We start from the raw sequence: 20,296 nt of genomic DNA, 5'->3' as shown, positions 1-20,296 counted from the left end.
CCCATTCGCGGATAAATCCGCTCCTACAGGGGAAGTGCAATGGACGCCTTCAGGACGCCGGCTGTGCGTCAGGCAACTTCCAGGTTCCATCCAGCACCGCCTTGGCCGGCTGATAGAAACGCACCATGTAGTTCCAGCCCGGCATGATCGGCAGGCAGTTGGCGACCGTGGCCGTGCACCCGCCAAAGCGCACCGAAACGCTGCCGTCATCGCCCTTTTGCGCATTGAGGTTGTTCAACGCATACGCCTCTTGCGGGTTCTTGTGGAAATGCCCTTGCGCGTCATACACGCTGACCGACCAGAACGCACCGGCCGGCACCGGTGGAACATCCAGCCGGTATACAGTGGCGCCATCGTTGTGCGCCGGGGTCACCACCTGGTAATAGGCGTCCTTCTCCGGATTGCCGCCCCAGGCCATGGCGCTGCCGATCAGGTGGCGTACCGGATCGACCTCACCGCGTTTGCCGAACATTCCCCGTGAATCGCTCAGGGTCGAACCCAGGGCAAACAACGTCTGCCTGATCTGCGCACGGCTGGCTTCATCCCACGTTGGTACCTGAAACTGCCCCGGACCGTTTTCCTGCCTGACGACGATGGCATCCTGCAGTGCCGCGATCTTCTTGAGGTCTTGCGGGTCGGCGGGGTTGATCAGCGTGCGGACACCGAACATCACATAACGGGTAGACACATCCGCCGGGTTCAGGCGGTACTCACCGGCGCCATAGTGCACGCCAATGACCTGATGGTCTTCATCGATCATCACCAGCGACATGAAGCGTTTACCGGCATCCGGCAGGGTCACGCTGACGGGGCCGGCGTTCATGTCGAAAATTGCCGTGGAATACAGGGTATCCCGGTTGGGACGGATCACGGTCGGGCGATCCACCGGGATCAGGTCGCGCCAGTGGGAGAACGTGCCAAAACCGCCACGCTGAACGGTCAGGCCGAAATAGCGATCGGTTTCGGCACGAATGAAATTGTCAACGGTCACCGCCACAGGCGCTTCGGCTGTGGCCTGGGCGTGGGCGACCGGCAGGCAGGCCGCGTACAAAGCGATGGCGGCTGCCAAGGGTTTCAATGCAGTCATTGTTATTATCCATGCAAGTGAAGGGACCGGGGCGCCTGCCCGCGGCCCGGATTGAACTCAGCGTTTAACCAACGCCGGCGGGAAGTAGTTGCCATCGGCGACCAGGCCCTTGGCACCGTAGTAACGGAACGTCAGCTTGAACGGCTGCCCGGCCACCGTAGGCAACCAGTTGGCCTCGGCGCCCTGCTCTGGCGCTTTCGGCCCGAAGTAGAGGGTCAGCGAACCGTCGGCGTTGTAGCTCAGGCTGGACTGGTTGTTGAGCAGAAAGCGCCCCTGAGCATTGGGCAGCACCCGGAACTGTTTAGCGTCAGTGGCGGTGATCGACCAGAAATAGCGGGCGAATTTCGACGGCAGCTGGTCGGCCGGGAACGTCAGCGAGTAGCTGTTGCCGCCGTCGAGCAGTTCGCCGTTCTCCAGCGCACCGCCGCGGAAATAGTGAACTTCCGCCTGGGTATTGGCCCAGATGCCGCCGTAGTCGACCAGGGTGCGCGTGAGGTAATCCTCGCCGTAGGCCCCGGACACTGCCGGACGCACCCAGCCGTTGCGCAAGGTACCCGGGCCGATGGTCAGCGTCGCCTTGGCCAGGGCGGGAAAAGCGTGCGCCCTGATCTGCCGGTCGATGGCATTACGTGCCGCCGGATCACCGATCTGCGCTGCAATGGCGCGCACCTTGGCCTGCAGCGCCTGCATACCCGGGTTGAGGTCGGGCTCCTGCAAGGCAACCACGGCGCTGTCGAACGCTTCGACGCCCGGCAGTTTGTTAAGGGCAAACATCGGCGTTTTAGGGATCGCTTCGGTGACGGGCGTGCCGCTGGCACGCAGGCTGAACTGCTGCTGCAAGTGCTCGGCCTGCTTCCAGTCAGCGCCCAGTTCAACCCGCGACAGTATGCGTGCCGTGCGCACCGGCAGGTCGATGCGCTTGACCCCGACCGGCAGCGTGACCTTTGCCCCCTTCAGGCACACCGCATAGTCGCCATAAGGATGGTCGGGCTGGCTGCGCTCGTTGATGTTGGCCAGGGTTTCACCCCAGCCATTGAGGAACTGCACCGTGTAGTAGCGATCGACGATCTTCGGCACCCCGACCAGGGTGCAACTGTGTGCGTCCAGTGCCAGCCATGCCTCGGAATAGGCCACGTCGAGGTTGGGGTTGGGCCATTCGACGTCCCCCGGTTTGCGGTGTACCAGCTGGTTCCACTGCATCCCGGCCTGGAAATCCAGTTGCTGCTGGCGCAGCACCAGCAGGCGCCCGAGCAGATAGGTGTAGGCGTCGCTGACGTCCTGGTCCGAGAACGCCTGCACCGAGGCGGCCGGGGGTGTTTGCGCGGCATGAACCAGTGCCGGCTGCAGCGTCGCCGCCAGGCAGGCAGCGGCGAGTGCACTTCTGGCAAACGCAAAAGGTGATGAGCGATACATTGTTATTCTCCTTGGGGATCCACTCGTTGAAGCACTGGCAGCTTATGCATCAGTCGAGTGGGATCCGCACCGCTCCTGGGGAGTGGGGTTGGAGAATTGGCGCGGCTCAGGCCACCTGCAAAAGCCTCGCGTACGCCTGCAGGTGATGATCGTCATCACCAAACTGCCGGGCTACCATCAGCAGATGCTTGGCATGGTGCGACAACACGTACTCCCATGTCAGGCCGATGCCGCCATGCAACTGAATGCCCTGGTCGGCAACGAAGCGGCTGGCGCGACTGACGATGAACTTTGCCGCCGCCAGTACCCGGTTACGCTGGTCGCTGTCCTGCTGATCGGCCACACAGGCCGCGAGCAAGGTCATGGAAGTGGCCTGGTCGAGTTCGATGCGCATGTCGACCATGCGGTGCTGCAAGGCCTGGAACTTGCCGATCGGCTGACCGAACTGCTGGCGGGTTTTCAGGTAGTCATGGGTCAACTGGCAGGCCGCCTCCATGCTGCCGACTGCCTCGGCACATTGCGCGGCAATACAGCGACCCTGCTGGTAACGCAAGGCTGACAGCGCGTGCCCGACCTCCCCGAGTATCGCGCTGCTGTCGACGAATACGTCCTCCAGGTACACCTCACACGCCATGCGTCCGTCCATGGTTGCAAACGCACGCCGACAAACGCCGCGAGCCTGGGGGTCAAGTAGAAACAGGCTGACCCCCTGTTCGTCCCGAACACCCTGCCCGGTGCGGGCCGACACCAGGATCAACCCGGCGCTCTGGCCTGCAACCACCACCGACTTGCGACCGTTGAGTGTCCAGCCACCGGCCACCGGTTGCGCGACAGTCTGTACATCATGCAACTGGTAGTGACTTTGCGGCTCATCGACGGCGACCGCCATCTGCAAGGTGCCAGTGGCCAGTTGCGGCAGCAGCTCGGCTTTCTGCGCCTCGGTGCCCAATTGGGAGACCAGCCCACCGGCAAAGATCACCGAATGCAGGAACGGCTCAAGGCACAGCCCGCGGCCCAGCTCGGTCATGATCAGCATGGTTTCCACGCCACTGCCGCCAAAGCCCCCGTAGGCCTCTGCAAAAGGTACGGCGCACAGGCCAAGATCTGCCAGCTGCTGCATGAACGCAGTACTGAAGCCGTGCTCGCTTTGCCGAAAGTGCTCGCGCTGCTCAAACCCGTATGTGTCACGCACCAGCCGCGCCACGGTGTCTTGCAGCATCAACTGCTCGTCGTTCAGTTTGAAGTCCATGGTCGGCTCCTCAGAGTTCGAGAATCATTTTGGCAATGATGTTCTTCTGGATTTCGTTCGCCCCGCCGTAAATCGACGCCTTGCGCGCATCCAGGTACTGGTAGGTGGCCGCGCTGCTGTAGTCGGTGTACAGCAGCGGCTCTTCGCCATAGCCCAGCTCATCCTCAATGAACGGCATGGCATAAGGCCCTACGGCTTTACTGATCAGGTAGGTGATCGCCTGGCGAATCTCGGTGCCCCTGATCTTCAGGAACGAGCTTTCCGCGCCCGGTACGCCGCCGCCACTGACCGCCGCCAGGGTGCGCAGGCTGCTCATTTCGGCAGCCATCAACTGTATTTCGACTTCGGCGATCTGCGCGCGGAACATCGGCTCTTCGATCAACGGCACGCCGTTGCGCAGCTCCTGGCTGGCAATGCGCTTGAGTCGGCCGAGCAATGCCTTGTTCTGGGCAATGCCGCCGATGCTGGTGCGCTCGTGGGTGAGCAGGTATTTGGCGCAGGTCCAGCCCTGGTTTTCCTGGCCGACCAGGTTGGCGACCGGCACCCGTACGTTGTCGAAGAACACTTCGTTAACTTCGTGCTCGCCATCCAGGGTGATGATTGGCCGCACGGTGATGCCAGGCGTTTTCATGTCGATCAACAGAAAGGAAATGCCCTGTTGCTGGCGAGCTTCGGGGTCGGTGCGCACCAGGCAGAACATCCAGTCGGCATAGTGCGCCAGGGTGGTCCAGGTTTTCTGGCCGTTGACCCGGTAATGTTCGCCCTCGCGCACCGCACGGGTCTTCAGCGAAGACAGGTCCGAGCCTGCGCCCGGTTCGGAGTACCCCTGGCACCACCAGTCGTCGCAACTGAGGATGCGCGGCAGAAACCGCGCTTTCTGCTCCGGCGTGCCAAATTTGATGATGACCGGGGCGACCATCTTCAACCCGAAAGACACCACCTTCGGCGCACCGGCGGCAAAGCACTCTTCATCAAATATATGCTTTTGCACCTCCGTCCAGCCGGTTCCGCCAAACTCGACCGGCCAGCCCGGTGCGAGCCAGCCTTGCTGGTTGAGCGTGCGCATCCACTGCACTTGATGGTCCTTGCTCAGGCGCTTGCCCTGGGCGATGCGCTGGGCAAACTCATCCGGCAAGTGATCACGCAGGTAGGCGCGCACTTCATCGCGAAAGGCACGCTCGTGCACGGTGAAATCAATGTCCATCCTTCTACTCCGTAGCCAGGGGCGTGCCGGCCCCCAGGCCGGCAGCAGGTTCGTGCGGGGCGCGGTCACGCGTCGAAAACGATCACCGAGCGCGCCAGTTCGCCACGGCGCAGTTCATCGAAGGCGTCGTTGATCTGCTCAAGCCTGATCCGCTGGGAAATCATCTGGTCGAGTTTGAGCTTGCCGCTCAGGTAGAAATCCACCAGCCGCGGCATATCGACCGGGAAACGGTTGGAGCCCATCAAGGAGCCCTGGATGCGCCGCTCGTGCAACAGCTGCAGCGGGTCCAGCTCGATCTTCAGGCCGGGTTTGAGCATGCCGATCACTGTGGCGGTGCCGCCGCGCGCGAGCATGGCGAAGGCCTGTTCGGCGGTCTGTTTGAGACCGATGCATTCGAAGGCGTGATGCACACCGCCACGGGTCAGCTCCAGTACCTGTTTGGCGGCGTCACCGTCCTTGCCGTTGATCAGGTCGGTGGCACCGAACTGTCTGGCCAGCTCCAGCTTTGAATCCAGCATGTCGATGGCAATGATCCGCCCTGCCCCGGCCAGTGCCGCACCGTTGATCGCCGCCAGACCGATGCCGCCACAGCCGATCACCGCAACGGTTTCGCCCGGCCGTACCTTGGCGGTGTTGAACACCGCGCCAGTACCTGTAGTGACCGCGCAGCCCAGCAGCGCGGCGCGGTCCAGCGGCATGTCGCGGCGAATGGCGACGCAGGCGTTCTCGTGCACCAGCATCTGCTCGGCAAAACCCGACAGGTTGACGAACTGCGGCATCGGCTTTTGCACGTAGGTCAGGCGCGGTTCTTCTTCCTTGCCACGCTTGGTTTCCGGCGACACGCAACGGGCCAGGTGCCCTGTCACGCAATGATCGCAATGGCCGCAGAATACCGTCAGGCAGGTGACCACGTGATCGCCCGGCTTGACCGAACGCACTTCGGAACCGACCTGCTCGACAACACCGGCGGCTTCGTGGCCCAACACCATCGGGCCGGGGTACGGGAACGAACCGTCAATGACGTGCAGGTCCGAGTGACAGACGCCAACCGCTCGGGTACGGATCAGCACTTCACGCGGGCCCGGTTTGCTGATGCCCACTTCTTCAATGACCAACGGGGCTCCAACCTGGTGGAATACGGCAGCTTTCATGGCAATTCTCTCGACTGGTAAATGGGGGCTCAGGCTGGGGTTGGTGCAGTACGCAGTACCGCTTTGGCATGGCTGAAGGTGCGGAAGCCGTCGATACCGTGATAGGCACCCATACCGCTCTGGCCGACGCCGCCGAATGGCAGGCCTTCGCTACTGGCATGGCTCATGACCCCGTTCAGGGTCACGCCGCCAGAGCAGGTGCGGCTCAGTACCCGGGCCTGCTCGTCGGCATCTTGGCCGAAGTAGTACAGCGCCAGCGGCCGTGGCCGGGCATTGACCTGGGCGATCACTTCGGCAATGTTGTCGTAAGGTTTGATCGGCAGCAGCGGACCGAAGATTTCGTCCTGCATCACCTGCAGGTTGTCGCCCGGGTTGAGCAGCAAAGTCGGCACAATCTTGTTGTGTGTCGCGGTGGTTAAATCCTCATTGGCCGGATTCAGTTCGATCAGCTCGACACCGGCCGCCCGCGCTTCGCTCAGGTACCCCTGCAACCGCTGGTAATGGCGGGTATTGATGATTGCGGTGTACTCGGGATTGTCCTTGAGCGTCGGCAGGAAGCCGGCGACCACCGCTCTGGCGATGTGGATGAACGCCTCCACCGACTCACGCGGAACGAACACGTAGTCTGGCGCCACACACAGCTGGCCGCTGTTGAGCAACTTGCCGACCACGGTTCTGGCCACCGCCTCCTTGAGGTCGGCGCTGCGCGAGATGATGGTCGGTGATTTGCCGCCCAGTTCAAGGGTTACCGGCACCAGGTGCTCAGCCGCGGCACGCAGCACGTGCTTGCCGATGCTGGTGGCACCGGTGAAGAGCAAATGGTCGAACGGCTGGGCGCAAAACGCCTGGCCAACCTCGGCCCCGCCAAGCACCACCGCCACTTCGTCCTCGGCATACACCGAACGCAGCAGGCGGGCGATCAGTGCCGAAGTGTGAGGGGTAAACTCCGAGGGCTTGATGATCACCCGGTTACCCGCCGCCAGGGCGCCGGCGAGGCCACTGAAAACCATATAGCCCGGCACGTTCCAGGCCGTGACGATACCCACCACGCCGAGCGGCTGGTACTGAACCCACGCCTCGCCACCCCGGGCCTTGCGCTGCTCCGGGCGCATCCATTCGGCCAGTTCCGCCTTGGTCTGCTTGAGCGTGGCCAGCGGCGACAGCACTTCGCTACCCTTCGAGAAACTCGGGCTGCGATGGCCAAAGTCAGCCGTCAGCGCCTCGATGAACGCCTGTTCGTGGTTGACCAGCAGGCCAATCGCCCGGTCGAGCAGTTCGCAGCGTTGCTCCGCCGTCCAGGGTTCATTGGCCAGGAAGGCCGTCCGCTGTTTGTCCAGGATCGTGCGGATGTCGGTGCCGGTCCAGCTTTCGATGGCGCTCATCACTACCTCTCTTGTGGTTGTCTGGACGCCAGTGCAAGTGCGCAGCCGTGCGTCGGGGATGGCCGCATGGTTGACCATCGCCCGACGTCGCGCCGCCACCCGGATCAGGTGGTGGGTGGGTGCAAACGGCTGGTTCAGGCAAGAATGCCCATGGCCTTGGCGCTGTTGATGGCCTGGGTACGGCGACACGCACCCAGCTTGACGTTGATGTTCTTGGCATGGCTTTTCACCGTGTTCTCCGAAATGAACAGGCGATGGCCGACTTCACGCACCGACATGCCTTCTGCCAGCAACTTGAGCACCGACACTTCCCGAGGGGTCAGGTCATCCTGGTAATCCGCTACGCCAGCGGCCTGGGCCGGCGGCGCAGCATCAGCAGCCTTGCCCTGCGCAAAGGCCTGGTTGCGTGCTTGCTGCGCAGCAATAGGCCCCTGGAAGCAGGCCGTGTCGATTTTTGCCCATTGCATGCGACGCTCGCCGTCGTAAAGCAGCAGCTGCGCCTTGTCGGCCTCCCCCTTGCGCGCGGCACACTCGGACAACAGCAAGTAGGCCGCCAGCACAAACGGAGCGCACACGTCGCGTACCTGCAACAGCCCGTTCTGCAAGACCTGCTCGGCCTCATCGCCGCGCCCCTGCAGCAGCAACAGTTCGCCGTGCATAAACAGCAAGCGGCCCAGCAAGGGATTGGGTTGGGTGTTGGCACCTTTGAGGTACGCACACTCGTTGCGCAATACCGCCTGTGCCAGGCTCAGCCGGCCCTGAAGCAGCAGCAAGCGCACCCGGTCGGTGTTCACCAGCACCTCGGCGTCGCGACTGCCCTGGCGCCGGGCAAGCTCCAGCGACTGTTCCAGCAGCCTGTGGGCCTCCTGCAGTTCGCCGCGTTGCATGGCAATGCGCGCCAGGGTGCAATGGCACAACAGCACCGACAGCCAGTCCTGTGCCGTGAGTGCCGGCAGTGAGTCGAGGCAATGCTCGCGCGCCGGATCAAGGTTGCCTCGGATCGCCTGGAGGGTGCCATACAGCGCCTGCCAGTTCGCCAGCAGGCGCCGGTTGCGCTGCGGCTCGGGCAGCGGCAAAAACTGCCCGAGCCGTTGCAGGCAGTCCTCGGCTTCTTCCAGCCGTCCACTGAACACCAGGGCCTTAGCGCACAGGTAGATCAGCCGCGGGCTACTCTGCAGCAGCTGCGGCTCGATACGCTCACGCCAGTCCATGAACCGGCCCAGGTGCCGCTCGGCCAAAATCCAGCTCAGCCACAAGCGCTCCATGTAACTGGCCGCCACTTCCGGCCGATCGGCACTGAGTGCCTGCTCGACGGCATCATCGACCTGCCCCAGTACATTGAGCCGCTGACAGGCACGCAAGCGCAGCCGTAGCAAGGGTGCACCACTGAGGTGCGGTTGCAGTGCCTGCGCCACCGCCGGCAACAAGCGAAACCAGCCCGGCTGATTATCGATAGGAAACAAAAAGGCCTGGGCTGCCACCAGGCCACCAAACACGTGCGCGCCTTGCTGCCCTTCCCAGAGTTGCTCGCAAAGTTCGGCGCTGGCCTTGGACAAATGGGCCAGACCGTAAAGCATTTCCCGTTGTTCATCGCCCAGACGCTGGAGCAGCTCGCGCTCAAGGTAGGCACCGAGCAATGACGCGGGCAGCAAGCGAACACCGGCACACCACCCGCCGGTCTGATGCCAGAGGTTTTCCCTCCATGCCGTGTCGGATTCAGGCGCGATCAGTGCAACCAGGGCATCGAACTCATCAGGGCGCAGTGCCAGTTGCCGGGCGTCCAGCTCCAGCAGTTCACCCGTGAGCATCAGTTGCGGCAGGTTCCAGTCGGGGCGCTGGCGACAGCTGACCAGTAGCTGCAGGTGCGGGTTGTGCAGGCACAAGAGTTGGTCGAACCAGCGGTTGAGGTCCGCAGGCATAACACCTGGCAGGTCGTCGAAGACCAGGCGAAGGCGGATGTGATCGTCGTCTGTGGCCTGGACTGCCCGGCCCGTGGCAGCCAGATACACCAACAGGGCTTCAGGTGATGTCTCGGCAGCCAGCCCCAGCTCACCGGCCAGGATCCTGATCAACTCCAGCAAACTCGGCGCCTGCCCTTCCAGGTCCAGCCAGACCACCCTGGTGGACGATGGCAGGTCCTGCACATAGCGGCGCAGCAGCACTGTCTTTCCGTAACCTGCAGGCGCACAGAGCAGTTGCAGGCGGCGCTGCTCGCGCCTGAGTAAGTCGCACAAATGCGGCCGTGGTACAAACATGGCGCACCTCGCTGATAGAGTGAGGTGACCATCATTGGCTTCGCCTGCGTGTTACGCGCCACCCACATCAGGTGGTCGCCCGTTGATCGCACAACGCCCTGCGAACAGGGCGTTGTGATTAAGACCAACGGTCAGCGGATACCGGCGTTGCGCAGTGCCGACGGGGTGAAGTCGTTCATTTTCGCGCTCATGCCATAGGTAGTGGCATGCCGGGACTGGTTGGTCATTGCCAGGACGTTGTAACGACCGGCCATCAGGTCATAAATTCCGAGCATGGCGAAGTTGGGCGCGCCGCGTTCGTAGTCGTTGATCGCATAACCTTCCGCCACCCGCCACAGTTGGCCACGGCCGTCGTAGTGGTCGACCTCGGCCAGCTGCCAGGTGTCTTCGTCGAAGTACATGTCGCGCTTGGCGTAGATATGACGCTGACCCGGCTTCAATGTCGCCTCGACGTGCCACACCCGGTGTAGCTCATAGCGGGTCAGGTCCTGGTTGATGTGCCCCGGTTTGATAATCTCGTCGTACTTGAGCGCTGGCGACTGCAGCTTGTAGTTGTTGTACGGGATGTACAGCTCCTTTTTGCCGACCAGTTTCCAGTCATAGCGATCCGGAGCGCCGTTCATCATGTCGGTGTTGTCGGCGGTGCGCATGCCGTCCGAGCCGCTGCCCGGGCCGTCATAGGCCACCTGAGGAGCCCGGCGTACCCGGCGTTGACCGGCGTTGTAGACCCACGCCAGGCGTGGTTCCTTCACCTGGTCGATGGTTTCGTGAATGAGGATCACACTGCCGGCCATGCGCGACGGAGCGGTGATTTCCTGCTTGTAGTAGTACAGGACGTTGTCGCCCTGCCCGCCTTCGACCCCTTCCATCAATTGCGGAAAGGCCAGTTTGTCCACGTATTCGACGATGGAGTACGAACCGTTGGTTTGCGGGGCCGCCTGGGCCGCCTGGCGTTCCATGTTGCCACCGCGGTAACGGTTGGCGTGGTTCCAGTAGACCTCGACACCGTTTTTCGGAATCGGGAACGGGTAATAGCGGGTTTGCGAGAAGTTCAGCAGACCGTTGCCGTCCGGCGTCAGCTCGGTGGTTACCGCACTCTTTTTCGCGAGGTCATAAATGTTCTGTGGCACGGCTGCGGTTCGTTGCGTCTTGTACACCGGAATCCTGTAGCTATCCGGGTAACGCTTGAACATAGCCAGTTGCCCCGGCGTCAGATTGTCCTTGTACTGTTCGGCATTGGCCGCAGTGATGATCATTTGCGGTTTGTCTGCGGCAAACGGATCACCGAGAAAGCCGTTGTCGAGCGGCGCCGCACCGGGTTTCAAGCCCCCGGTCCAGGGCGGAATGCTGCCACTGGCGTTGCCCTCTTTCTGGGCCCCCAACGGCGTCAGGGTAGTGCCCAGCTGGGCGGCTTCCTGGGGCGATACCGCCGCCATGACCGCGCTGGCCAGCAGCGACAGGCTCAGCGCGCCAGCGCGCAGGATCGTACGTGCATTGATAGTGAAATGAGTCATTTCCAGGTACCTCTGGGGGCAGAGTTGCATCAGAAATTCACGCCGAAGCTCAGCGCAACGAAGTCACGGTCGACGTTGGTGTTGAAATCGCCATCGAAGTAGTTGGTGTAACTGAGGCTGGCGGTATAGGTGTTCAGGTAGTCGGCATCGACGCCGACGCTGACTGCTTTGGAGCCTTCATCGAAGTTCGGGCCATAGCCTTGGACGTCATGGGACCAGGCCAGGTTGGGCGACAGGTTGATGCCGGCGACCACGTTCTGGTAATCGAGCTTGCCGCGCAGGCGGTAGCCCCAGCTGTTGCTGGTATAGAAGCCGTCGTCGTTGCACTCCTGCGCCGGGTTGCTCGCCGTTGGCGTGCCCGCCGCCGTTCCTCGGCAGGTTGCTGCCCCGGCTGCGCCCTGCAGCTCGCCGGAACCGAAGGCCGGGCTGCGCCCGAAGCGCAGGTCGGAGCCATCGGCCTTGCCCAGACCATTGATGTGGTTGTAGCCGACCTCGCCCACCAGGGTCAGACGACTGGCGCCCAACACCTGGTCGAAAAACTGCGTTGCCGTGACCTGCGCCTGGGTAACCGGCATGCGCTTGTAGCCATTGACCTGGGCGCCCAGCGTGCGGCCGGCAAAGCCGCTGGTGATCAGTGGCGAGGTGGCGCCAAAGGTGCCTGCCGACAGCAGGTCTGCGGTGTTGAGTTGCAAGGGCATGTTCGGCCGATAACTGACTTCGCCGCCCAGTGCCATGCCAGACACGTTGGTCTGGAAGCTCAGGCCGTAAAGGCGGATGTCTTGCGGGTAGTCGATGAAGTAGCGCACGCTGCGCGCCGAGGTCACGCCACCTGCCGCACTGGTCATCTGGTTGATGCTCAGGTACGGGTTGCGGCTGTGATAGTTCATCGCATAGGCGCCGAACTCGGTGTCGTTCGCCTCCGGAACATACCAGCGCAGGGCCACGCCATACTGGCCGCTGTCGCGGGCATCGTTGTCTTTCAGGCGTGGAATGAAGGCATTGTCGGTGCCCGCAGCGACCGCGGCCGCTCCACCGGTGTTGCGCGCCACACCAGGCGGCAGGTCCAGCCCGGCGACTACCAGGCGGTCGTTGCAGCCTTGCGGCACGCCATCGCTGCCGAAGAAGGTGCCGCAGTTGTCGACCACCGATTTGTCCCACTCCAGCTGGTAGAACGCTTCGGCGGTGATGTTGTCGGCCATGCCCTGGGACACGTAGAGCAGGTTGACCGGAATCAGACCTTCTTTGACTTCGGCGCCGGGGCGACGCAAGGCGGCCACGTCAATCGGGTTGATGCTGTTGATCGAGTTACCGATAAAGGTGCTCTCGCCCCAGCTCACCACCTGCTTGCCCAGGCGCACATTACCGACCTGATCGCCAAGGGTGTAGTTGTGGTAGATGAAGCTGTCGAGGAACATCGCCCCGGACGATTTGGCAGCGCGGTCACGCCCCGCATCATCGATGTCGTAGAACGGACGGCTTTCGTCCATCAGTTCAAAGTCGTACCAGTACTTGCCCCGTACGAACACACCGCTGTCGGCGTATTTCAGCTCCAGGTCATGCACGCCCTTGAAGATCTTCGAGAAGGTCTCGCCCTTTTTGAAGTTCAAGCGGTTGTCGTCGGTGGTGCGCGAAGCGGACTCGCCACCGCTGACACCCTGGGAGTTGAAGTTGGAGATGAACTGCTTGTCGGGATCGGCTGTCGACCAGCTGGCCCCGATTGACAGCGATGAATCGAACGACCCCTGAATCTCGCCAATCGCAAAATCGACAGCCTGCGCCTGGTGGCTCGCACAGGAGGCAACCATCACGGCTACCGCCAGCAGGCTGGGCTGAAAGACGCCGCGCATTGTTGTTTTTGTCATGCGGTTTCCCCGGTAAAGAATGACGTGGTGAGCGCTCATGCTAGCGAGGCTGCGGTGAGGCCCTCACACCCGAACGGGTGATTTGGATGAAGTGTTTTTCGTCTGCTGTTCGAGGGTGTAACAACCCGCTGCGCGGGGTGCGCAGCGGACGTTACGTGCGGTGACACTCAACCGGTGAAAGTCGCCGGACGCTTCTCGATAAACGCTGCTACGGCCTCGCGGTGATCCGCGGTCTGGTGCGACAGCACCTGAAAGGTCGCGGACATTTCCAGCAGTGTGTCGAGCCGGGTATGCAAGGCTTCGCGCAACAGGCGCTTGGCCAGGCGCACCGCATGGGGCGGGTTTTCGGCAATGGCTGCAGCGATCTCGCGAGCACTCTCGAGCAACAGCTCGGGCGGCACCACCCGCGACACCAGGTTCCATTGCTCAGCCTGGCGGGCATCGATCATCTGCCCGGTCAGGGTCAGCTCGGTGGCCCGGGACAGGCCGATAATGCGCGGCAACAACCATGCACCGCCGTCACCGGGAATAATCCCCAGTTTGACGAAGCTTTCGGCAAACCGGGCGTTTTCAGAGGCCACGCGGATATCGCACATGCAGGCCAGATCAAGGCCGGCGCCAATGGCCGCGCCATTCACCGCGGCGATCACCGGCACTTCCAGATTGAACAGCGCCAACGGCAGGCGCTGGATGCCGGTGCGATACTCCTGACGCAACGCCATCCCCGACATTTGCCCGTAGCGCTCCATGTCGCGCACGTTACCACCTGAGCAAAACGCACTGCCGGCACCGGTAATGATTACCGCGCGAACGCTGCTGTCGCGCTCGATCCGCTCGATGGCCTCAAGAAACTCGGCTACGGCACTGTTGCCGGTCAATGGATTGCGCCGCTCCGGGTCATTCATCGTCAGGGTGACGACATGACCCGCTTGCTCATACTTCAGAAAATTGCTCACGGATGCCTCCTCAGGCGATGGTCGATTCGGTGACATGGCGCACGAATTCACAGGCTGTCATGTGTGGTTGCGCCAGCAGTGCCTGCCCTACCTGGCCGTTCCACCAGGTTTCCGACCCTTCGCTGACACGCCACTCGTGCAAGCGTCGGGTGAACAGCTGCAGGTCCAGTTCCTCGGTCACGCCGATAGCGCCAAACAAGGCATGGGCCGTGGCAGTAACCCGGGGCACGGCCATGCTGGTGCGCGCCTTGGCGATGGCCACCGGGATCATTGCCGGAACCGCTTGTTCAGAGGCAAAGGCCAGTTCGGCCGCCATGCGTGAAGCAGCCACCTGTTCGGCCATCACGCTGAGCTGATGCTGAACGGCCTGGAACTTGCCAATGGCCTTGCCGAACTGGATCCGGTCGTTGCAGTAGGCGAGCGTCATGTCCAGTACCCGCTCCATGGCACCGGCCATGCTCGCTGCGTGAATCGCCGCGGCGAACAGACGCACCGCTTCGCCGTTGCTGCCCAGCGGCGTACCGACAGCGTCCCTGGGCCAGTACAGCGTGGCGCACTGGCTGGCATGGACACCCACAGGCTCGCGCCGGGCCAGGCTGCAATCGAGCAGCAGCAGGTCGCCGCCGCGGTTTACCAGGACATGCCCGGCGAGCATGCCGTAGGCCAATCGCGGCACGCACACGCCACCCTCGGCATCGCTGTGACTGCTGCCGGCCAGGCTCAGCATGCCGGCCGGTGGCTGCTGCGAGCAGCCCTGCATCAACGCCCGTGCGGCGATGCTCTGGGCCGCCGGCACCGGCAATGCATGGCGACCGAAAGCAAGCAACACGGGGAACAACGCAGCCAGCGACAGCCCCGCACCGTCTTGCGACTCCGGCGTCAGCAGCTGAAGGAATCCGCCGTCCTCCAGGGCGCGCCACAGCGCCAGTGCGCCGTCGCCGTTTTCCACCGCACGGACGCGTGCCGGCGTACATAGGTCAGCAAGAATTTTTTCAATTGCTTCAGTGAACATGACGATCTTTCCTCTTCGATATCAGCGCAGGCCAAGGCCACGGGCGATCATGCCGCGCAAGATTTCCCGGGTGCCGCCACGCAACGAGAAGGTCGGCGCAACCTGGTTCAGGTAGGCAACGGTGCGGTACAGCTCGTCGTCAATCGGTGTGTCTGGCGCGGCGCTGATCGCCGCAGCGATCGCCGCCGGAATCGACTGTTCGAACTCGGTGCCGATGTCCTTGACCAGGGCGGCCTCCACCACCGGGCTTTCACCCCGGGCCAGCAATGCCGTCAACGCCACCGACAGGCTGCGCAAACTCGCCAGTTGGCTAATGAAGCTGCCCAACAAGGCGGTCTCGGCGGCACTGGCGCCGTGGCGGCGCAAGGTGTCGGCCCAAAGGTCGAGCAGTACTACGCTGGAATAGAAACGCTCCGGGCCGCTGCGCTCGAAGGCCAGTTCGGCGTTGACCTGCTTCCAGCCACTGCCCTCCTCGCCCACCAGCGCCTCGTGTGGTAGCAGTACATCGTCAAAGGCCACTTCGGAGAAATGCGCATCACCGGCAAGGTCAAGGATCGGCCGCACACTGATGCCCGGCTGCTTGAGGTCGATGATGAACTGCGACAGCCCGTGGTGACGGTCCTCGGGGGCGCCGCTGGTGCGCACTAGGGCGATCATGTAGTCAGCATGGTGGGCATTGGTGGTCCAGATCTTGCGCCCGTTCAGGCGCCAACCGCCTTCGCCGGGCGTGGCGCGGCTGCGCACGCTGGCAAGGTCGGAGCCGGCATTGGGCTCGCTCATGCCAATGCAGAAAAACGCCTGGCCGGCACAGATGCGCGGCAAGTAGAAATCTTTCTGCGCCTCACTGCCGAACTTGAGGATCAGCGGCCCGCTCTGGCGGTCGGCGATCCAGTGCGCTGCGACCGGAGCGCCGGCAGCCAGCAGTTCTTCGACCAGCACAAAGCGGCTGAACGCATCCAGCCCCGCGCCACCATAGGCGCTGGGCAGGGTCAAGCCGACCCAGCCGCGCTGCGCCAGCTTGCGACTGAAGGCTGCGTCGAACCCGGTCCAGCTGCGTGCCCGCACATCGGCCGACACGGTGGGCAGGTGGTCACGCAGAAAGCGTTTCACTTCAGCGCGGAAGGCCTCGGCATGCGCGGGTAACGCGGTCAGGCGGAAGGCATCGAGCAGGCTGCTCACAGGTCACCTCCGTTGACTTTGCCATACAGCGTCACGACACAGGCGCCACCCAGCCCGAGGTTGTGCGCCATCGCCAGGCGCGCACCGTCAACCTGGCGCTGGTCAGCGTTGCCGCGCAGTTGCTGGGTGAGTTCGTAGCACTGCGCAAGCCCGGTGGCGCCCAGTGGGTGGCCCTTGGAAAGCAGGCCTCCGGACGGGTTGATGACGATCTGCCCGCCGTAGGTGTTGTCGCCGTCCATCACGAACTTTTCTGCGCCACCCTCGGGGCAAAATCCCAGTGACTCGTAGCAGATGACTTCGTTCTGTGCGAAGCAGTCGTGCAGTTCGCAGACATCGATGTCCTGCGGGCCGACACCGGCTTTCTGATACACCTGGTCGACCGCCGCTCGGGTCATGTGGGTGCCGACCCAATCGAGCATCGACGGCTTTTCGAAATTGAAGGACTCAGGCGTATCGGTGGTCATGGCCTGGGCGACGATCTGCACGTCACGGCGCAGTCCATGCTTTTTCGCAAAGCGCTCCGACACCAGGATCGCGGCAGCACCACCACAGGTTGGCGGGCACGCCATCAAACGGGTCATCACTCCCGGCCACAGCACCGGGTCAGCCATCACTTCTTCGCTACTCAATACCTTGCGAAACAGTGCCAGCGGATTGTTCGCGGCATGGCGGCTGGCCTTGGCACGCACGGCAGCGAAGGTCTCCATACGTGTACCGTACTTTTGCATGTACTCGCGCCCGGCACCGCCGAAGGTGCGCAGGGCTTGCGCCATGTCGGCACCCACATCGGCGGTCAGCCCGCGCAGGATCGGCAGGAAGCGTTCGCGGGTCGGCGGCCGGTCGTCCCAATGGGACTTCAGCGCCCCGGCCTGCATCTGCTCGAAACCCACCGCCAGCACGCAATCGGCCGAACCGGATTCGATCGCCTTGCGTGCCAGATACAGCGCCGTGGAGCCGGTGGAGCAGTTGTTGTTGACGTTGACCACCGGAATGCCGGTCATGCCGACTTCGTAGAGCACGGTCTGGCCGCAGGTGGAATCGCCATAGACGTAACCGGCGTAGGCCTCCTGGACCAGGGTGTAATCGATACCCGCATCGGCCAGGGCACGCCGTACGGCTTCGGCGCCCATCTGCACATAGGTCGGGCTGGCGCTCGGCTTGCTGAACGGGATCATGCCAACGCCGGCCACCAGTACTTTTTCGCTCATGCTGTCACCTGAAAATGAGGGGGGAAAGATCACAACTGGCGCGCGATCAACTCGCGCAGCACTTCGCTGGTACCGCCGAAAATGCGGGTCACCCGCATGTCGACGAAGGCACGGGCAATCGGGTACTCCAGCATGTAGCCGTAGCCGCCGTGCAGCTGGACCATGTCGTCAATGCACTTGCACAAGGTTTCGGTGGCCAGCAGCTTGGCGATTGCCGACTCCTGCACGGTGAGGCGCCGGCGCATGTGCTCGCTGATGTAGTGGTCGATGGTCAGCCGCACGGCCGTGGCCTGGGCCTTGATGTCGGCGAGTTTGAATTTGGTGTTCTGGAAGTCCCACACCGTCTGGTTGAAGGCCTTGCGGTCCTTGACGTACTCGATGGTCTGCTCCAGCAGGCGCTCAAGCTTCGCGGCGCTGTACAGCGCAATCACCAGACGCTCCTGCGGGAGCTCCTCCATCAGGTGCATGAAGCCCTTGTTTTCTTCACCGAGCAGGTTGCCCACCGGCACCCGCACGTTGTCGAAAAACAGTTCGGCGGTGTCGGCAGCTGCCTGGCCGACCTTTTCCAGCTTGTTGCCCCGACGGAAGCCTTCGCGGTCGCACTCGACCATGATCAGGCTGCAGCCCTTGGCGCCGGCGCTCGGGTCGGTCTTGCACACCACCACGACCATGTCGCAGGTCAGGCCGTTGCTGATGAAGGTCTTGCTGCCGTTGATGACCCACTCGTCACCGTCGCGCACTGCCGTGGTGCGGATCGCCTTGAGGTCGGAGCCGGTACCCGGCTCGGTCATGGCCACAGCCAGCACGGTTTCACCGCTGCAGATTTTCGGCAGCCATTGCTGTTTCTGCGCTTCGGTGCCCAGGCGCACGATGTATGGCGCGACGATGTCCGAATGCACGCCCAGGCTCCAGCCCGAAACACCGGCGCGGTACAGCTCTTCAATCAGCACTGCCGAGTGACCGAAGTCGCCACCGCCGCCGCCGTATTCGACCGGCACGGTCAGGCACAACAGGTTGTGGCGGCCGGCCTTGAGCCAGGTTTCCCGGTCGACCTGCCCGTCTTCGTCCCATTGCGCCTGTTTGGGCAGGCACTCGCGCTCGAAGAAGCGGCGCGCGGTTTCGCGCAGCATTTCATGGTCTTCACGGTAAACGGTACGGTTGATGTGCATCGGACTCTCCAGTGGCTGGCCAGGCGGCTGTCCGCCTGGTATGTGAGTCCAATGTATTGAGGGGGGCAGGTCTTGAAGCCACCCGGATCGGGTAGCGATACCGGGTGGCGGGCGACCTCTATAGCGTGGGTTTGCGCAGCTCGCGCTTGAGGACCTTGCCGGCAGCGGAAAGCGGGAGTTGGTCGCGAAACGCCACGCTCCTGGGGCATTTGTAGCCGGCAATGTAGGCGCGGCAATGGGCCTTCAATTGCTCAGCGTCGGTTTTAGCACCCGGCTTGAGGACCACCACCGCATGCACGGCTTCGCCCCACTGCGCATGGGGGATGCCGATGACAGCGCACTGCGCCACCGCCGGGTGGCGCGCAAGGACGTTCTCCACCTCGGCGCAATACACGTTCTCGCCGCCACTGACGATCATGTCTTTGAGGCGGTCGACAATGAACAGGTACCCCTGCTTGTCCATGTACGCCGCATCGCCGGTGTACAGCCAGCCGTTACGCAAGGCCCGGGCGGTTTCTTCGGGACGGTTCCAGTAGCCGAGCATGATGTTCGGCCCGCGCACAATGATTTCGCCCACCGTGCCACGCGGCACCTCGTGGCCTTGAGGGTCAACGATCTTTACATTCACGCCCAGCCCGCCGCGCCCGACCGAGCGCGACAAGCCACACTTGCGCGCTTGCGGCGTGTGGTTCCAGGGCAGATTGCTTGAGACCACCGGGCAGGCTTCGGTCAGGCCGTATGAATGCGACAGCTCAATGTCGGGAAAGCGTGCCAGCACCTGCTCGACCATCTCGCCGGCACTGGGTGAGGCACCGTAGGTCAGGCGTTTGAGGCTGCCGAGGTCGTAGCGGTCAATGTCCGGATGGGCCAACAGGGCAAGGATCATGGTCGGTACCAACAGTGTCTCGGTGATTCGCTCCTGCTCGATCACCTGTAGTACCTGCCCGGCATCGAAGCCTGCCACCAGCACATGGCTTTCGCCGGCCAGAAACTGAATCAGTGCACGCGCCATACCGGCAACATGGAACAGCGGCGCCACGTGCAGCAGCCGTCCGCCGCGTATCGGCGGCATATCGACCATGCGCGGCATGCACGCCGACCACAGGTTCAAGTGGGATTGCATCACCCCTTTGGGCGACCCGGTGGTACCGCCGGTGTACATGATGCAGGCCAGGTCGTCACCGCCACGGCCGGCATCGTCAACTGCCTTTGCCTGCTCAATCAACTGCTCGAAACCGAGCATGCCCGGCGGCACTTCGCCGTCCCCCGCATAAATGAACAGCGGCGCCTGGCGGGCGCTCTGGCGGATGGCCTCGGCCATCGGCGCAAAGTGCGCGTCGACGATGAGGATACCGGTGGCGCAATCGTCCAGCGAATAGACGATTTCCGCCACGCTCCAGCGGATGTTGACCGGGTTGAGTACCCCGCCGCCCCACCACACCCCCATGATGTATTCAAGGTAGCGATCTGAATTGCACGCCAGCATGCCGACCCGGTCACCCGCTGCCATGCCCAGGTGTTGCAATGCACCGGCCAGGCGCGCCACGCGCCGGCCAAACTGGCGGTAGGTCTGCCGGCGCCCGGCAAAAACCGTCGCGGTATGCTCCGGGTCCTGCTGCAGCATGCGCTGCAGGCATTGGGTCATGTACATGGAC

At 63.0% G+C, this 20,296-nt stretch carries 15 protein-coding genes; all 15 read right to left on the bottom strand.

Features of this window, described 5'->3' with window-relative positions:
- Positions 1-49: 49 nt before the first annotated feature.
- Complete coding sequence (locus DM813_RS27690) at positions 50-1,087, bottom strand: DUF1254 domain-containing protein (RefSeq protein WP_128326593.1); 1,038 nt, start codon at positions 1,085-1,087, stop codon at positions 50-52.
- 57 nt (positions 1,088-1,144) lie between these two features.
- Positions 1,145-2,500: a DUF1214 domain-containing protein gene (locus DM813_RS27685; RefSeq protein ID WP_128326592.1), complete on the bottom strand. Its 1,356-nt coding sequence runs from the start codon at positions 2,498-2,500 to the stop codon at positions 1,145-1,147.
- A gap of 106 nt (positions 2,501-2,606) precedes the next feature.
- The gene (locus DM813_RS27680) at positions 2,607-3,749 is read right to left on the bottom strand and encodes an acyl-CoA dehydrogenase family protein (protein ID WP_128326591.1); all 1,143 of its coding nucleotides are present in this window, start codon (positions 3,747-3,749) and stop codon (positions 2,607-2,609) included.
- A gap of 10 nt (positions 3,750-3,759) precedes the next feature.
- Positions 3,760-4,953, bottom strand: coding sequence for an acyl-CoA dehydrogenase family protein (locus tag DM813_RS27675; RefSeq protein WP_128326590.1), 1,194 nt, complete (start codon positions 4,951-4,953; stop codon positions 3,760-3,762).
- Between the two features lie 65 nt (positions 4,954-5,018).
- Positions 5,019-6,104, bottom strand: coding sequence for a Zn-dependent alcohol dehydrogenase (locus DM813_RS27670; protein WP_128326589.1), 1,086 nt, complete (start codon positions 6,102-6,104; stop codon positions 5,019-5,021).
- A 29-nt stretch (positions 6,105-6,133) separates the two neighbouring features.
- The gene (locus tag DM813_RS27665; protein ID WP_128326588.1) at positions 6,134-7,486 is read right to left on the bottom strand and encodes a coniferyl aldehyde dehydrogenase; all 1,353 of its coding nucleotides are present in this window, start codon (positions 7,484-7,486) and stop codon (positions 6,134-6,136) included.
- Positions 7,487-7,620: 134 nt separating this feature from the next.
- Positions 7,621-9,741, bottom strand: a complete 2,121-nt coding sequence (locus DM813_RS27660; protein WP_128326587.1) for a helix-turn-helix transcriptional regulator — start codon at positions 9,739-9,741, stop codon at positions 7,621-7,623.
- A 131-nt stretch (positions 9,742-9,872) separates the two neighbouring features.
- Positions 9,873-11,240 (bottom strand): DUF1329 domain-containing protein, encoded by a 1,368-nt coding sequence (locus DM813_RS27655; RefSeq protein WP_128326701.1) that lies wholly within the window; start codon positions 11,238-11,240, stop codon positions 9,873-9,875.
- 44 nt (positions 11,241-11,284) lie between these two features.
- Positions 11,285-13,117 carry a DUF1302 domain-containing protein gene (locus DM813_RS27650; RefSeq protein ID WP_128326586.1) on the bottom strand — a complete coding sequence of 611 codons (1,833 nt, stop codon included), beginning with the start codon at positions 13,115-13,117 and terminating at the stop codon, positions 11,285-11,287.
- Between the two features lie 167 nt (positions 13,118-13,284).
- Positions 13,285-14,073 (bottom strand): crotonase/enoyl-CoA hydratase family protein, encoded by a 789-nt coding sequence (locus DM813_RS27645; protein WP_128326585.1) that lies wholly within the window; start codon positions 14,071-14,073, stop codon positions 13,285-13,287.
- Positions 14,074-14,083: 10 nt separating this feature from the next.
- The gene (locus DM813_RS27640; protein WP_128326584.1) at positions 14,084-15,085 is read right to left on the bottom strand and encodes an acyl-CoA dehydrogenase family protein; all 1,002 of its coding nucleotides are present in this window, start codon (positions 15,083-15,085) and stop codon (positions 14,084-14,086) included.
- Positions 15,086-15,106: 21 nt separating this feature from the next.
- The gene (locus tag DM813_RS27635) at positions 15,107-16,264 is read right to left on the bottom strand and encodes an acyl-CoA dehydrogenase family protein (RefSeq protein ID WP_128326583.1); all 1,158 of its coding nucleotides are present in this window, start codon (positions 16,262-16,264) and stop codon (positions 15,107-15,109) included.
- Positions 16,261-17,472 (bottom strand): lipid-transfer protein, encoded by a 1,212-nt coding sequence (locus tag DM813_RS27630; protein ID WP_128326582.1) that lies wholly within the window; start codon positions 17,470-17,472, stop codon positions 16,261-16,263. The genes DM813_RS27635 and DM813_RS27630 overlap by 4 nt, the downstream gene beginning before the upstream one ends.
- Positions 17,473-17,501: 29 nt before the next feature.
- On the bottom strand, positions 17,502-18,641 hold the full coding sequence (locus DM813_RS27625) for an acyl-CoA dehydrogenase family protein (RefSeq protein WP_128326581.1): 1,140 nt from the start codon (positions 18,639-18,641) through the stop codon (positions 17,502-17,504).
- Between the two features lie 118 nt (positions 18,642-18,759).
- Positions 18,760-20,292 carry an acyl-CoA synthetase gene (locus tag DM813_RS27620; protein WP_128326580.1) on the bottom strand — a complete coding sequence of 511 codons (1,533 nt, stop codon included), beginning with the start codon at positions 20,290-20,292 and terminating at the stop codon, positions 18,760-18,762.
- Positions 20,293-20,296: the final 4 nt, after the last annotated feature.

Source organism: Pseudomonas alkylphenolica, from assembly GCF_004025535.1.
Lineage (GTDB): Bacteria > Pseudomonadota > Gammaproteobacteria > Pseudomonadales > Pseudomonadaceae > Aquipseudomonas > Aquipseudomonas alkylphenolica_A.
Note: the sequence above shows the minus strand (reverse complement) of the source record. Positions and strands in the feature narration are given on the sequence as shown.

What these genes read in the sequence shown, in the direction of transcription:
- DM813_RS27690 (WP_128326593.1), bottom strand. Translation starts at nt 1,087, where the DNA reads ATGACTGCATTGAAACCCTTGGCAGCCGCCATCGCTTTGTACGCGGCC.
- DM813_RS27685 (WP_128326592.1), bottom strand. Translation starts at nt 2,500, where the DNA reads ATGTATCGCTCATCACCTTTTGCGTTTGCCAGAAGTGCACTCGCCGCT.
- DM813_RS27680 (WP_128326591.1), bottom strand. Translation starts at nt 3,749, where the DNA reads ATGGACTTCAAACTGAACGACGAGCAGTTGATGCTGCAAGACACCGTG.
- DM813_RS27675 (WP_128326590.1), bottom strand. Translation starts at nt 4,953, where the DNA reads ATGGACATTGATTTCACCGTGCACGAGCGTGCCTTTCGCGATGAAGTG.
- DM813_RS27670 (WP_128326589.1), bottom strand. Translation starts at nt 6,104, where the DNA reads ATGAAAGCTGCCGTATTCCACCAGGTTGGAGCCCCGTTGGTCATTGAA.
- DM813_RS27665 (WP_128326588.1), bottom strand. Translation starts at nt 7,486, where the DNA reads ATGAGCGCCATCGAAAGCTGGACCGGCACCGACATCCGCACGATCCTG.
- DM813_RS27660 (WP_128326587.1), bottom strand. Translation starts at nt 9,741, where the DNA reads ATGTTTGTACCACGGCCGCATTTGTGCGACTTACTCAGGCGCGAGCAG.
- DM813_RS27650 (WP_128326586.1), bottom strand. Translation starts at nt 13,117, where the DNA reads ATGACAAAAACAACAATGCGCGGCGTCTTTCAGCCCAGCCTGCTGGCG.
- DM813_RS27640 (WP_128326584.1), bottom strand. Translation starts at nt 15,085, where the DNA reads ATGTTCACTGAAGCAATTGAAAAAATTCTTGCTGACCTATGTACGCCG.
- DM813_RS27630 (WP_128326582.1), bottom strand. Translation starts at nt 17,472, where the DNA reads ATGAGCGAAAAAGTACTGGTGGCCGGCGTTGGCATGATCCCGTTCAGC.
- DM813_RS27625 (WP_128326581.1), bottom strand. Translation starts at nt 18,641, where the DNA reads ATGCACATCAACCGTACCGTTTACCGTGAAGACCATGAAATGCTGCGC.
- DM813_RS27620 (WP_128326580.1), bottom strand. Translation starts at nt 20,292, where the DNA reads ATGTACATGACCCAATGCCTGCAGCGCATGCTGCAGCAGGACCCGGAG.